This is a genomic window from Pseudomonas sp. TE3644 (assembly GCF_056278815.1).
In genome coordinates this window covers 622,933-636,287 of record NZ_JBWBQF010000001.1, presented here as the reverse complement: position 1 = coordinate 636,287, position 13,355 = coordinate 622,933, and the positions used below count along the sequence as shown (strand labels likewise).

The window sequence follows — 13,355 nt, the reverse complement described above, 5'->3', positions numbered from 1 at the left end:
CTTCAAGGGGGAACAACCATGCAAACCCAACTGCTGATCAACGGCCAATTCGTGCCGGGCGAAGGCCCGCTGCAATCGGTGTTCAACCCCGCCCAGGGCCGCGTGCTGGTGGAGATCCACGAAGCCAGCGAAGCCCAGGTGGACGCTGCCGTGCGCGCCGCCGATGCCGCCTTCGACGGCTGGTCGCAGACTGCGCCCAAGGATCGCGCCCTGCTATTGCTGAAACTGGCCGACGCCATCGAAGCCCATGGCGAAGAGCTGGCCAAGCTTGAGTCGGACAACTGCGGCAAGCCTTACAGCGCGGCGCTGAACGACGAGATCCCGGCCATCGCCGACGTGTTCCGCTTCTTCGCCGGTGCCACCCGCTGCATGAGCGGCTCGGCGGCAGGCGAGTACCTGCCGGGCCACACCTCGATGATCCGCCGCGACCCGGTGGGTGTCATCGCCTCGATCGCGCCGTGGAACTACCCGCTGATGATGGTGGCCTGGAAGATCGCCCCGGCACTGGCGGCGGGCAACACCGTGGTCCTGAAACCATCGGAACAGACGCCGCTGACCGCCCTGCGCCTGGCGCAACTGGCCAATGACATTTTCCCCGCCGGCGTGCTCAACCTGGTGTTTGGCCGCGGGCCTACCGTGGGCCATCCGCTGGTCACCCACCCCAAGGTGCGCATGGTGTCGCTGACTGGCTCCATTGCCACCGGCGCCAACATCATTTCCAGCACCAGCGACAGCGTCAAGCGCATGCACATGGAGCTGGGCGGCAAGGCGCCGGTGATCATCTTCGACGACGCCGACATCGACGCCGCCGTGGACGGCATCCGTACGTTCGGCTTCTACAACGCCGGCCAGGACTGCACCGCGGCCTGCCGCATCTACGCACAGAAAGGCATCTACGAGCAGTTCGTCGAGAAGCTGGGCGCCGCGGTCAGCAGCATCAAGTACGGCCTGCAGGATGACCCCGAGACCGAGCTGGGCCCACTGATCACCGCCCAGCACCGCGACCGCGTGGCCGGGTTCGTGGAGCGTGCACTGGCGCAGCCGCACATTCGCCTGGTCACCGGTGGCAAGGCGGTGGACGGCAACGGGTTCTTCTTCCAGCCCACGGTGCTGGCCGATGCCCAGCAGGATGACGAAATCGTGCGTCGCGAGGTGTTTGGCCCGGTGGTCTCGGTGACCCGTTTCGACGACGAAGCGCAAGTGCTGGGCTGGGCCAACGACTCGGACTACGGCCTGGCCTCGTCGGTGTGGACCCGCGACGTGGGCCGCGCCCACCGCCTGAGCGCGCGCCTGCAATACGGCTGCACCTGGGTGAACACGCACTTCATGCTGGTCAGCGAAATGCCCCACGGCGGACAGAAGCTGTCGGGGTACGGCAAGGACATGTCCATGTACGGCCTTGAGGACTACACCACCGTGCGCCACGTGATGTTCAAGCACTGACGTCCTGCAACCGCTGCCGCCAGGCTGCGCTGGCCCTCTCCCTCACTGAAGATCTGCAGTGCACACAAGGGCCAGCGCAGCCTGGCGGCAGCGGCTACATCTCATAAAAAACGATCCGGGGTGTGCCTTTGGGCACCACCCCCGGGCACCTGCAACCTGAATCTGCCGATTCCTTCGGAGCACACACATGAGCGTCACACCCGACATGGCAGCCGTTGACCACGATGCCGAACAGCTCAGGCAACTGGGCTACACCTCCAACTTCAACCGCAGCATGAGCCTGTGGGAAAACTTCGCCCTGGGCTTCACCTACCTGTCCCCCGTGGTAGGCGTGTACACCCTGTTCGGCCTGTGCCTGGCCGCCGGCGGCCCACCGATGTTCTGGGCTTACCTGTTGGTGGGTTTCGGGCAGATGCTGGTGTGCCTGATTTTCGGTGAAGTGGTGTCGCAGTTCCCGATTTCCGGCGGGGTGTACCCCTGGGCCCGTCGCCTGGTAGGCAAACGCTGGGCGTGGATGGTGGGCTGGATCTACTCCATCGCCCTGTGCGTGACCATCGCCGCCGTGGCCGTGGGCGCCGGGCCCTACCTGGCAGTGATGCTGGGCTTTGAACCGAGCAACAACACCAATATCGTCATCGCCCTGATCCTGACCCTGTTCGCCACCCTGGTGAACCTCAGCGGCACCAAGATGCTTGCACGCATCGCCATGTTCGGCTTCATCTGCGAACTGGTGGGCGCGCTGATCGTCGGCATCTACCTGCTGATCTTCGAGCGCCACCAGCCGTTCAGCGTGCTGTGGAACACCTTCGACATCAGCGTCGACGGCTCCTACCTGCCGGCCTTCCTCACCGCCTCGCTGGCGGGGATGTTCCTGTACTACGGCTTCGAAGCCTGCGGCGACGTGGCCGAGGAAACACCCAACCCCAGCAAGCGCATCCCGATTGCCATGCGCATGACCATCTACATCGGCGGCATCTCGGCGATGTTCGCCTGCCTGGCGCTGATCCTGGCCGTGCCGGACATGCAGGCTGTGATCAACGGCACCGACAAGGACCCGGTTACCACCGTGCTCAACAACGCCTTCGGCAGCGTCGGTTCACGGGTGATCATGGCCGTGGTGATGGTGTCGTTCATCTCTTGCGTGATCAGCCTGCAGGCCGCCGCCAGCCGCCTGCTGTACTCCTACGCCCGCGATGAAATGGTAGTGGGCAGCGGCCTGCTCAAGCGCCTGTCCACCACCACCCAGGTGCCGGTCAATGCGCTGTTCGTGGCCGGCATTCTGCCTGCGCTGATCATCATCCTCGGCTTCTTCCTGCAGGACGCCGTGGCCACCATCGTCAGCTTCGCCGCCATCGGCATTTACCTGGCCTTCCAGATGATTGTGCTGGCCGCCCTGTATGCCCGCCTGCGCGGCTGGAAACCCAGTGGCCAGTTCAACCTGGGCCGCTGGGGCCTGCTGGTGAATGTCGGCGCGCTGGTGTACGGCGTCGGCGCGATCATCAACATGGCCTGGCCGCGCACACCGGATGCGGCCTGGTACGTGAACTACGCCATGGTGGTGACCACCGTGGTGGTGATCGGCCTGGGCCTGCTGTACATGTGGCTGGCCAAGCCCTACGACCGCGGCAATGCGCCGGCGGGCGACGCCTGGACCCTGGGTCGCTGACCTACAGCATCTCGCGGGCGTAAAGGCGAAAACAGCGCGACTCGTCGCTGTACACCGCCATATCGCCGCGCCACTGCAACACCGCCTGCCGCAACGCCTCCGCCACCCGGGGGCGCTGTGCTTCACCGCGGTAGACGCGCTCGGCGTAAGGCAGCAAGCGGCTGAGTTGCACACGGCGCCAGTCGCTGCCGTCGAAGATGCTGGCGGCGAAATAGCCTGGGGGGCCTTGGCGGCTGGCTTGATCGGCTGGTGTACTGATTTCGCAGCCGTAGAGGTGGATGTCGCCGCAGCCGCCGAAATTGGCGTCGAAGACGACGTGGCCGGTGACGATGAGGCGGGTGGGTCTGGGTTTGGACATGGGGGGAATCCTCTCGGGTGGAGAGGGGATTGTTGCGGGTGGGGCTGGGGGAGAAAGGAGGAAGGTTCTGGACGTTCTGTAGGACGTTTCCTATAGGCTAGCTTCCACGCGTGTCGACATGCAGCGCATCCGCAGAGGCCGGGACACAATTTGCCCCATCGGTCTTGTAAAACGTCAGGATCAATTCACCCTCAGCGCCCACCTTGAAATCCACCTGGTCCCCAGCTTCAAGATTTAAAGCAAGGCGGAACACCTTGGGAATGGTTATCTGGCCTTTGCGGTTGATTGTTCCAAGCATGACGAGTCCTCGGGGCCATATACGCGCCACAGGTTAAATCAATCGGAATAAATCTACTGTCGGCTGTTTCTTTGCTCGATGTAGGATTTAACCTTAAGTACAGACAGGCCATGGCGTGGTGAAACGCTATAGAATCGGGATTGTGCATCGGGCAGCACTTGATGTTGTGAGCGCTTGGCCTGACCACAATCTCATAGCCGCTGCCGAAGGCTGCGTTGGCACGATGTCTCGCTTGGAAATTTCGAGGTTCATACCGGCCAGCGCAGCCTGGCGGCAGCGGCTACGAGTTCGCGGTGTGGCTTGGAGGTGCATGCCTTGGGGTTTGTGGGGGTTCTTGAGATCGAGCGCCGCCCGTGCGTCGCATCGCCGCCTAGCGGCAGCTCCTACATTTTGTTGCAACGTGCCATGGCCTGGCGGACCGAGTTGTCCGCCCTTGGCGCATGTCTTGAGCGCTGATGAAATTCACAATTTTTTCCCCCACCTTGCGAACCCACCGCCCACTTTGTTATCTGTTATGAGTTGGTTGCGTTTGGCCGAGGGCATGTCCAGACCTTTATCTCGATCCAGCCAGGCTGCCAGGAGGCGGCCCGGATTATTTGCAGACAGGTTTACTTATGCACCGTAGGCACCTTCTCAAGGCCTCGATGGCGCTAGCCGCCTATACCGGCCTTTCCGGCACCGGATTGCTGGCCGCACAGGCCATGGCGGCCACCGCCGATGGCGATGCCGAGCCGTTCAGTTTCGATTTGCTGCAGGCCCAGGCCCGGCAGTTGGCCACCCAGGGCTACACCGATCGCAAGCAGGTGCTGCCGCCAACCCTGGCGAACATGACCCCGCAGCAGTTCAACGCCATCCAGTACGACCCCAAGCATTCGCTGTGGTACGACAACAAGGGCCAGCTGGACGTGCAGTTCTTCCACGTGGGCATGGGCTTCAAGCTGCCGGTGCGCATGTACAGCGTCGACGCCGCCAAGCAGCAGGCGCGCGAGGTGCACTTCCACCCGCCGCTGTTCCGCTATGACAACACGGGTGTCGACACCAAGCAGCTCAAGGGCGACCTGGGCTTTGCCGGCTTCCGTCTGTTCAAGGCGCCTGAGCTGGACAAGCACGACATTCTGTCCTTCCTCGGCGCCAGCTACTTCCGTGCGGTGGACGCCACCGGCCAGTACGGCTTGTCGGCCCGTGGCCTGGCCATCGACACCTACGCCAAGAAGCGCGAGGAATTCCCCGACTTCACCAAGTTCTGGTTCGACACCCCGGACAAGGAAAGCACCCGCTTCACCGTCTACGCCCTGCTGGAGTCGCCCAGCGCGACCGGTGCCTACAAGTTCGACATCGATTGCCAGGCCCAGCAGGTGGTGATGGCCATCGACGCCCACGTGTTCGCGCGCACCGACATCGAACAGCTGGGCATCTCGGCCATGACCAGCATGTTCAGCTGCGGCACCCAGGAACGCCGCATGTGCGACACCATTCACCCGCAAATCCATGACTCCGACCGCCTGGCGATGTGGCGCGGCAACGGCGAGTGGATCTGCCGGCCGCTGAACAATCCGGCCACCCTGCAGTTCAACGCGTTCGCCGACAACAACCCCAAGGGTTTCGGCCTGGTGCAGACCGACCACGAGTTCGCCAGCTACGAAGACACCGTCGACGGCTACGACAAGCGCCCAAGCCTGTGGGTGGAACCGACCACCAACTGGGGCGAAGGCTCGGTCAGCCTGATGGAGATCCCGACCACGGGCGAAACCCTGGACAATATCGTGGCCTTTTGGACACCCAAACAGCCGGTCAAGGCCGGCGACTCGCTGAACTTCGGTTACAAGCTGTACTGGAGCGCATTGCCGCCGGTAGGCACGCCGTTGGCGCGGGTGCATGCCACGCGGTCGGGCATGGGCGGTTTCACCGAAGGCTGGGCACCGGGCGAGCATTACCCGGAAGTCTGGGCTCGACGTTTTGCCGTGGATTTCAAGGGTGGCGGTCTGGAGCGCCTGCCTGAAGGCACGGGCATCGAGCCGGTGGTGACGGTATCCAGCGGCAAGGTGCAGGACTTCAACGTGCTGGCATTGCCGGACAAGGGCTACCGCATCACCTTTGACTGGCACCCGACCAGCGACAGCGTGGAGCCGGTGGAGATGCGTTTGTTCATCCGCACCCAGGACCGTACGTTGAGCGAGACGTGGTTGTACCAGTACTTCCCGCCGGCGCCGGACAAGCGCAAGTACACCTGAGCCACGCTCTGTAGCCGCTGCCGCCAGGCTGCGCTGGCCCTGTGCCCCACTGGAGATCTCCAGGGAACTTCAGGGCCAGCGCAGCCTGGCGGCAGCGGCTACAGGGTTCAATCGCGCAGGTCGGACTCGTGGATCGGCTGGTCGCGGTGGGTGGCGCGCTGGTACTGGGCGGGCCAGGTCGCCTGGCGGCCGTTGAGGTCGTCATCGGCGTGCAATGGCCAGTACGGGTCGCGCAGCAGTTCACGGGCCAGCAGGATGATATCGGCCTGGCAGGTGCGCAGAATATGCTCGGCCTGGGCCGGTTCGGTGATCATGCCGACCGTGCCCGTGGCAATGCCCGATTCCTTGCGCACACGCTCGGCGAAGCGGGTCTGGTAGCCCGGGCCAGTGGGGATCTCGGCATTCGCTGCGGTACCACCTGATGATACGTCGATCAAATCCGCGCCAATCGCTTTCAAGCGCTTGGCCAACTCCACGGTCTCATCCGGGTTCCAGCCGTCTTCTACCCAGTCAGTGGCCGACACTCGCACAAACACCGGCAACTCCTGCGGCCATACGGTGCGAATCGCTTCGGTCACCTGCAAGGTCAACCGGATGCGGTTTTCAAACGAACCGCCGTAACTGTCCTGACGCTGGTTACTGATGGGCGACAGGAACTGATGCAGCAGATAGCCGTGGGCCGCGTGCACTTCCACCACTTTGAAATTGGCTTTCAGGGCGCGCCGTGCGGCCTCGACAAAGGCCAGGATAACTTCCTGGATCTGCCCTTCGTCCAACGCAGTGGGGGCGGTGTGGCGCGGATCGAAGGCGATCTTCGACGGCCCCACGGGCACCCAGCCGCCTTCGCTCACCGGGATACTGCCCGGCTTGTTCAACCACGGGCGCCAGGTGCTGGCCTTGCGCCCGGCATGGGCCAACTGGATACCAGGCACGGCCCCCTGGGCGGTGATGAACCGGGTGATGCGCTGCAGCGGCTCGATCTGCTCGTCGTTCCACAGGCCCAGGTCTTCGGGGGTGATGCGGCCGTCGGCAGTCACCGCCGTGGCTTCGGTGAACACCAGGCCCGCGCCACCGACGGCGCGGCTGCCCAAATGCACCAGGTGCCAGTCGTTGGCCAGGCCATCGACACTGGAATATTGGCACATGGGCGACACGGCGATGCGGTTGGGCAGGGTCAGCTGACGCAGGGTATACGGTTCAAGCAGCAAGCTCATGGGGCACCTCTCAAGGCTTGGGGTCGGGCGCAGACAATGTCTAGAGCCTAGTCGACAACACCGCCTTGAGCAGGGTTCAGCGTGCTTCCATGTGGGCGATCAGCAGCTGCACGGTTTCCTGGCCACGGAATTCATTGACGTCCAGCTTGTAGGCCAGCTCCACCCAACGCACGGTCGGGTTGGGCCATACCTCACGGTCGATGCCGAAGGCGATGCCGTCGAGTTTCACCGAACCACACTCGCTTTTGAGCACTACCTTGAGGTGGCGCTCGCCGACGACACGTTGTTCGGCCAGCTGGAACACGCCGTGGAACAGCGGCTCGGGGAAGTGTTGACCCCAGGGGCCGGCGTGGCGCAGGGCGCGGGCCAGTTCCAGGTGAAACTCCTCCACGGCCAGGCTGCCATCGGTCAGCAGGCGACCGGTCAGGTCTTCTTCCTGCAGTTGGCGCCGTACTTCTTCGTCGAACGCGTCGGCGAACGGCTGGAAATTCGCTTCGGGCAGCGACAGGCCCGCTGCCATGGCGTGACCACCGAACTTGCTGATCAACTGCGGGTGACGGGCCGCCACGGCGTCCAGCGCATCACGAATGTGGAAGCCCGGCACCGAGCGCGCCGAGCCCTTGAGCATGCCCTCCCCCGCATCGGCAAAGGCAATGGTGGGGCGGTGATAGCGCTCTTTGAGGCGCGAGGCCAGAATCCCGATGACACCCTGGTGCCAATCGGCATCGAACAGGCACAGCCCGAACGGCATGGACTCCACCGGCAGGTCCTTGAGCTGGGCCAGGGCCTCGCGCTGCATGCCCTGCTCGATGGATTTACGATCCTGATTGAGGTCGTCCAGCTGCGCGGCCATGGCCTGGGCCAGCGCGGTGTCGTCGCTGAGCAGGCATTCGATGCCCAGGCTCATGTCGTCCAGACGGCCGGCCGCGTTCAGGCGCGGGCCCAGGATGAAGCCCAGGTCCGTGGAGGTGATGCGCCGATGATCACGCTTGGCCACTTCCAGGATCGCCTTCAGCCCAGGCCGCGCGCGACCGGCGCGAATGCGCTCAAGGCCCTGGTGCACCAGAATGCGGTTATTGGCATCCAGCGGCACCACGTCGGCAACGCTGCCCAGGGCCACCAAGTCCAGCAGTTCGCCAATGTTGGGCTGCGGTTTGCTGTCGTAATGGCCCAGGCTGCGCAGGCGTGCGCGCAAGGCCATCAGCACATAGAAGATCACGCCCACGCCGGCCAGGGACTTGCTGGGGAAATCACAGCCCGGCTGGTTGGGGTTGACGATGGCGTCGGCCGCCGGCAATTCATGGCCTGGCAAGTGGTGGTCGGTGACCAGCACCTTGAGCCCCGCTGCCTTGGCCGCTGCTACGCCTTCGACGCTGGAAATGCCGTTGTCCACGGTCACCAGCAGGTCGGGTTGACGCTGCAGGGCCACGGCGACGATTTCCGGGGTCAGGCCGTAGCCGTATTCGAAGCGGTTGGGCACCAGGTAGTCGACATGGGCAGCGCCCAGCAGGCGCAAGCCCAATACCCCGACGCTGCTGGCGGTGGCGCCGTCGGCGTCGAAGTCACCAACGATGAGGATGCGCTGGCGGCTGGCCAGCGCTTGCACCAGCAGGTCCACCGCCGCGTCGATGCCCTTGAGCTGCTGGAACGGAATCAACCGCGCCAGGCTCTTGTCCAGTTCGGCCTCCGACTGTACCCCCCGTGCCGCGTACAGGCGGGTGAGCAAGGGCGGCAGGTCGCCGAGGAACGGCAGGATGGCGGGCAGTTGACGCGGTTCGATACGCATGGGGCTTCTTTTTCAGTCAAACACAATCAGGAAAGGGGATGCGGCTCAGCCGCGCTCGCCCATCAGCCACTGCAGCTGCACTTCGTGCTGGCCACGGTCGTCGGTGACGAAGATGGTGCCTTCGCTGATCATCACGTCCCACTTGATGGCGCGCGGCATGTCCTTGGCCAGGGTTTCCAGCACGTCCTGGGGTACGGCAGCGATGTTGACGTTTTTCAGGTTTTTCACCGCACCCACCACCTTGGTTTCCCACACGCGCAGGCTGCCATAGGCCAGCAGGCTGGTACGTTCGGTGCGGCGCGAGCACCAGGTGAGGCGGTCGGCGTCAGGCTGGCCCACTTCGATCCAGTGCAGCACGCGGTCGTCCAGGCTCTTTTCCCACAGGGCAGCTTCATCAACGTCCGACAGGCCGCGGCCGAAGGACAGCTGCTCGTTGTACCAGAAGGCGTAGGCCAGCAGGCGCACGGCCATGCGCTCTTCGGTTTCCGAAGGGTGACGGGCGATGGTCTGCTTGACGCTTTCGTAGACCCCACGGTCGAGATCGGTCAGATTGAGTTCGAATTTGTAGGTCGTGGAAGGCTGGGCCATGGAAAGAGGCTTCTTGATGCAAGGAAAAGTCGCACAGTCTAACCGATCATGGCCTAATCAACTAAGACCGATGGCCGACAACGTTACCGAGCAGGCGCAGACCTGTGACCATTCTCTACTCAGCTGTTTTCGGAGCTTGCATCATGGAAGGTTGCCGCCGATTGACGTTGCTGTTGTTGTGTCTAGTTGCACCGCTGGCCGCCAGGGCGGGCGAACCTCTGACGTGGCTGCTGCGTGATTTGCCACCGTTGACCATTGAGGCAGGCCCCCGGGAAGGCCAGGGCGCGGTGGACAAACTGTTGCCACTGTTGATGCAGGCCTTGCCCCAATACGCGCACAGCGTAGTGCGCGTGAACCGCGCACGCGCCACGCAGATGCTGCTGGAGCCCGGGCTCAGCTGCGACCCGATGCTGCTGTGGACCAAGCAGCGCAGCCAGGACCTGGTGTTCTCCATCCCGATCCTCACCACCCTGACCAACGGTTTGATCATCCGCCGCCAGGATCGCCACGGTTTCACCACCTTCATCCACCACGGGGAGCTGGACTTGCCCGCCGTGCTGGCCAGCCCCAATATCAAGATCGGCCGGGTGGCCGAGCGCAGCTACGGCGCGACAATCGACACCGTCCTTGCCGCCGCGCCCGGCGGTGCGGTCACCGCCCATCACGGCAATGACGCGGTGGCCAGCCTGTTGCAGATGCAGCAACACGGACGCCTGGATGGCGTGCTTGGGTATTGGCCCGAGGCCCTGTATCTGGCGCCCCAGGAGCAGATCGACAGCAACCAGCTGGTGTTTCTGCCGGTGCGCGGAGTGCCCCGATACCAGCCGCTGTACATCGCCTGCTCCAATACCCCGGCCGGGCGGACCGTGGTGGAGCAGTTGAATCAGGTGTTGGTGGGGCTGCGCAGCAGCGTGCTGCCGGGGTTTTACGCCGATTGGCTGGATACGGCGAACAAGGGGGACTATTTGCGTGATTCGCGGCGCTTCTTCGAAGAAGCGGCGCAGCATTGAATCGCGTCGCCTTTATCGCGACCAAGGTCGGCTCCTACACCGGACAGCGTAGGAGCCGACCTTGGTCGCGATAAAGGCGACGCGGTTTACCGGCAGCACCCGTTGCGCGAATCGCAGGCAAAAAGAAACCCCGGGCAGTGGGGAGGCTACCCGGGGTTAAACATGGCCCACTGGGGGCCAGTACGACAGGTGGCAAGCACCGGAGCACAATGCAGGCCCCCCTGTCCTTACCGAATGTGAACGCAGCGGTGGCCGAAGGTTCCCCTACCCCAGCGCAGCACCTACTACAGGCGCCGCATTTTGCGCCGCCAGTGCGGCGATCATGCACGGTTGCAGTCGCCCTTCAGCTACCATCAGGTCGCGATGCAGCCCGTCGACCACGTCGGTCAGGGCGTGTTTATCAGCAAATTGCCGACGGTCGAAGCGTCGATCCAGCACCAGAGCGCCGGTCGAATCGCGCAATATCACCCGGCATTCAAGCGGGCCGCCCACATCGACCACGTCCACGTGGTAGGGCGTCAGTGCTTCAGTCAGCAGCTCGTTGATATTTTCCATTCGATCACCACTCTCAGTTGTTCGAAATCAAGGTGTCTATCAATGACCCGCCGCCATGGCAAAAAGTTCTAAAAAGCCCTGCGACGGGGCGTTTCAGCTTGCCCGTCGAATATGACAGTTAGGACGCCTAAAAAGCCAGCCCCCCGCCGCCTGTCGGGCAGGCTTGTACCGTCCGGATGTGCCAGACTGCACACCGCAAGCCTTCACCCGACCGGAGCACTGTCGTGATCAGCCCGCACCCCTCCCCGCTGCGCATCCTGGTGGCCGATGATCATCCGATCTTCCGCATCGGCCTGCGGGCCGTGCTGCAGCAGGACCCTGGCCTGGCCGTGGTGGGTGAAGCCAGCAGCCCCTCGGAATTGACCCAGTGGCTGACCGAGGGTGAGTGCGACCTGTTGATCACCGATTTCATGATGCCGGCCGAAAATGAAAACGACGGCCTGCGCTTGCTGGAGACCGTGCGCCGCCATTGGCCCGATTTACCCATTCTGGTGGTGACCATGCTCAACAACGCCGGGCTGTTCCGCTCCATGCTCAGCCTGGGCGTGAAAGGGGTACTGGGCAAGGCCAGCCTGGTCAGCGAACTGCCGATCGCCATCGCCCAGGTGCGGCGCAACAAGGTGTTCATCGCCGACTCGGTGGGCCAGGCGTTGCTGCAGGAGGGCGAAATACGCCCCGATCGCATGTTTGAACGCGAAGCCCTGTCACCCAGGGAGATTGAAGTCACCCGAATGTTGGCCGGTGGTCTGTCGGTGGGCGAAATCGCCGCCCTGCTCAATCGCAGCAAGCAGACGGTGAGCGCCCAGAAGGTCAGTGCCATGCGCAAGCTGGGGGTGGCCAATGATGCCGCCCTGTTCATCTACCTGCAGGAACATGGCCTGAGTTGACCCCTATGCCGAGCAATGATGCAGCAGCTGACTGCGCCACTGGCTGATGTCGCGGCTGGCCATCCAGTCAACCAGAGCGTCGGCCGGCATCGGCCTGGCCACGTAGTGCCCTTGCAGGGCAGGCTGGCCCAGGGCCTGGAGGGCATGAACGTCGTCTGCCGACTCCACCCCTTCCACGACCACGCTCAGCCCCATGCGCCGCGCCATGATCAGGGCACCGGCGACCACTGCAGCCTTGCGACCGTCTTCGGCCATGCCGCGCACGAATTGGCTGGAAATTTTCAGTTCCGAGAACGGTAGATCCAACAGGCGCTGGATATTGGCATCGCCCACACCAAAGTCATCGATGGACAGGCGGCAGCCCAGCATGCGCAGCCGCAGCAGGGCTTCCATCTCCAGGCTGGTGGCCGGCGCCTGGCGGCGCTCCAGCAGCTCCAGGGTCAGCACGCCAGCCGGCAGGCTCATCTGTTCCAGCAACGCCTTCACTCGAGGGGCAAAGCTATCGAGTTCGATGATACCTGGCGCGATGTTCACCGACACCGGCAAGGCCTGCCCCTGCTCGTCACGCAGCCGGGCGCTGAGGCGCAATGCGGTTTCCAGCACGTGCCACGTCAGGTGCGGCATCAGGCCGGCGTAGGTAACCAACGGCAAAAAGCTGGCCGGGGACAGCATGCCCCGCACCGGGTGCTGCCAGCGCACCAGGGCTTCCACACCCAGCAACTCCCCATCCACCGCCACCTTGGGCTGGAAATGGATGAGCCATTGCTGCTGAAGCTGCGGCAGGCGCTCAATGCTCAACTCGGCCAGGGACACCAGTTCATCCACCTCCACCAGCGGCATGGCAGGCTGGACAGGCACGGGCGGCCGATCATACGCCTGCAGCAGATCGTGCAGCACCCCCAGATTGGCAGGCTTTTCCAGCACGCCAAGCACGTGCAGCCCCAAGTGACGCGCCAGTTGGCCAACGCTGTCGAGCACGCTGCGTTCCAGGCTGGAGAGGATGATCAGCGCCCGAGCCTGGCGATGACGCGCCAGATGGCGGATCAGTTGCAGGCCATCGCCCTCCTCCAGTTGCAGGTCACAGATGGCGATGTCCACCGCCCCGCGGTTTTCCAGCGACTGGAGGGCCGCGCTGACGCTCTCGGCGGTCAGTACGTCAAACACCCCGCTGGCGTTGAGCATCTGGTGCACCGCCATAAGCTGGAAGGGGCTGTCTTCAAGAACCAGGACTTTCAATGTATGCATGCGCAGGCCTCCGGATCACGCCAACGTCGTCATTGGCACTGGTTGCCCACTCTAGAGACCGGAAACAGAACGCT

12 protein-coding genes are annotated in these 13,355 nt (G+C 63.7%); 5 read left to right on the top strand and 7 right to left on the bottom strand.

Annotation, left to right across the window (positions count from 1 at the left end; all coding sequences use genetic code 11):
- Positions 1–18: 18 nt before the first annotated feature.
- Together ACZ9GA_RS02805 and ACZ9GA_RS02800 are read left to right on the top strand one after the other, a co-directional pair.
- Positions 19–1,443: a gamma-aminobutyraldehyde dehydrogenase gene (locus tag ACZ9GA_RS02805; RefSeq protein WP_457357253.1), complete on the top strand. Its 1,425-nt coding sequence runs from the start codon at positions 19–21 to the stop codon at positions 1,441–1,443.
- Between the two features lie 187 nt (positions 1,444–1,630).
- The gene (locus ACZ9GA_RS02800; protein WP_457357254.1) at positions 1,631–3,109 is read left to right on the top strand and encodes an APC family permease; all 1,479 of its coding nucleotides are present in this window, start codon (positions 1,631–1,633) and stop codon (positions 3,107–3,109) included.
- 1 nt (position 3,110) lies between these two features.
- On the opposite strand, the gene ACZ9GA_RS02795 is transcribed toward ACZ9GA_RS02800, so the two are convergent.
- Positions 3,111–3,467: a hypothetical protein gene (locus ACZ9GA_RS02795; RefSeq protein ID WP_455922388.1), complete on the bottom strand. Its 357-nt coding sequence runs from the start codon at positions 3,465–3,467 to the stop codon at positions 3,111–3,113.
- Positions 3,468–3,564: 97 nt separating this feature from the next.
- Positions 3,565–3,765, bottom strand: a complete 201-nt coding sequence (locus ACZ9GA_RS02790) for an AbrB/MazE/SpoVT family DNA-binding domain-containing protein (RefSeq protein ID WP_457357256.1) — start codon at positions 3,763–3,765, stop codon at positions 3,565–3,567.
- A 614-nt stretch (positions 3,766–4,379) separates the two neighbouring features.
- Between ACZ9GA_RS02790 and ACZ9GA_RS02785 the strand changes: the two genes are divergently transcribed.
- Entirely contained in the window at positions 4,380–5,996 is a 1,617-nt protein-coding gene (locus ACZ9GA_RS02785; RefSeq protein ID WP_457357258.1) for a glucan biosynthesis protein D, read from the top strand.
- 107 nt (positions 5,997–6,103) lie between these two features.
- Here the strand turns inward: ACZ9GA_RS02785 and ACZ9GA_RS02780 are convergent, their stop codons facing one another.
- The 3 genes from ACZ9GA_RS02780 to ACZ9GA_RS02770 all read right to left on the bottom strand — a co-directional run bounded on the left by ACZ9GA_RS02780 (position 6,104) and on the right by ACZ9GA_RS02770 (position 9,584).
- The gene (locus ACZ9GA_RS02780) at positions 6,104–7,210 is read right to left on the bottom strand and encodes an NADH:flavin oxidoreductase/NADH oxidase (protein WP_457357260.1); all 1,107 of its coding nucleotides are present in this window, start codon (positions 7,208–7,210) and stop codon (positions 6,104–6,106) included.
- Between the two features lie 76 nt (positions 7,211–7,286).
- A complete protein-coding gene (gene recJ, locus ACZ9GA_RS02775; protein ID WP_457357261.1) occupies positions 7,287–8,996 on the bottom strand; it encodes a single-stranded-DNA-specific exonuclease RecJ in 1,710 nt (569 codons plus the stop codon).
- A 45-nt stretch (positions 8,997–9,041) separates the two neighbouring features.
- A complete protein-coding gene (locus tag ACZ9GA_RS02770; RefSeq protein ID WP_027978884.1) occupies positions 9,042–9,584 on the bottom strand; it encodes a YaeQ family protein in 543 nt (180 codons plus the stop codon).
- A 143-nt stretch (positions 9,585–9,727) separates the two neighbouring features.
- Between ACZ9GA_RS02770 and ACZ9GA_RS02765 the strand changes: the two genes are divergently transcribed.
- On the top strand, positions 9,728–10,594 hold the full coding sequence (locus tag ACZ9GA_RS02765; protein WP_457357263.1) for a TIGR02285 family protein: 867 nt from the start codon (positions 9,728–9,730) through the stop codon (positions 10,592–10,594).
- Positions 10,595–10,858: 264 nt separating this feature from the next.
- Here the strand turns inward: ACZ9GA_RS02765 and ACZ9GA_RS02760 are convergent, their stop codons facing one another.
- Positions 10,859–11,149, bottom strand: coding sequence for a DUF3509 domain-containing protein (locus ACZ9GA_RS02760; RefSeq protein ID WP_457357265.1), 291 nt, complete (start codon positions 11,147–11,149; stop codon positions 10,859–10,861).
- Positions 11,150–11,373: 224 nt separating this feature from the next.
- Here ACZ9GA_RS02760 and ACZ9GA_RS02755 point away from each other — a divergent pair, with 224 nt between their 5' ends.
- Positions 11,374–12,036, top strand: a complete 663-nt coding sequence (locus ACZ9GA_RS02755) for a response regulator (RefSeq protein WP_457357267.1) — start codon at positions 11,374–11,376, stop codon at positions 12,034–12,036.
- Positions 12,037–12,039: 3 nt separating this feature from the next.
- Here the strand turns inward: ACZ9GA_RS02755 and ACZ9GA_RS02750 are convergent, their stop codons facing one another.
- The gene (locus ACZ9GA_RS02750) at positions 12,040–13,281 is read right to left on the bottom strand and encodes an EAL domain-containing response regulator (RefSeq protein ID WP_457357268.1); all 1,242 of its coding nucleotides are present in this window, start codon (positions 13,279–13,281) and stop codon (positions 12,040–12,042) included.
- Positions 13,282–13,355 lie beyond the last annotated feature (74 nt).

Coding starts and splice junctions, on each gene's coding strand:
- recJ (WP_457357261.1), bottom strand. CDS start 8,996: ATGCGTATCGAACCGCGTCAACTGCCCGCCATCCTGCCGTTCCTCGGC.
- ACZ9GA_RS02805 (WP_457357253.1), top strand. CDS start 19: ATGCAAACCCAACTGCTGATCAACGGCCAATTCGTGCCGGGCGAAGGC.
- ACZ9GA_RS02765 (WP_457357263.1), top strand. CDS start 9,728: ATGGAAGGTTGCCGCCGATTGACGTTGCTGTTGTTGTGTCTAGTTGCA.
- ACZ9GA_RS02770 (WP_027978884.1), bottom strand. CDS start 9,584: ATGGCCCAGCCTTCCACGACCTACAAATTCGAACTCAATCTGACCGAT.
- ACZ9GA_RS02785 (WP_457357258.1), top strand. CDS start 4,380: ATGCACCGTAGGCACCTTCTCAAGGCCTCGATGGCGCTAGCCGCCTAT.
- ACZ9GA_RS02790 (WP_457357256.1), bottom strand. CDS start 3,765: ATGCTTGGAACAATCAACCGCAAAGGCCAGATAACCATTCCCAAGGTG.
- ACZ9GA_RS02800 (WP_457357254.1), top strand. CDS start 1,631: ATGAGCGTCACACCCGACATGGCAGCCGTTGACCACGATGCCGAACAG.
- ACZ9GA_RS02750 (WP_457357268.1), bottom strand. CDS start 13,281: ATGCATACATTGAAAGTCCTGGTTCTTGAAGACAGCCCCTTCCAGCTT.
- ACZ9GA_RS02795 (WP_455922388.1), bottom strand. CDS start 3,467: ATGTCCAAACCCAGACCCACCCGCCTCATCGTCACCGGCCACGTCGTC.
- ACZ9GA_RS02760 (WP_457357265.1), bottom strand. CDS start 11,149: ATGGAAAATATCAACGAGCTGCTGACTGAAGCACTGACGCCCTACCAC.
- ACZ9GA_RS02780 (WP_457357260.1), bottom strand. CDS start 7,210: ATGAGCTTGCTGCTTGAACCGTATACCCTGCGTCAGCTGACCCTGCCC.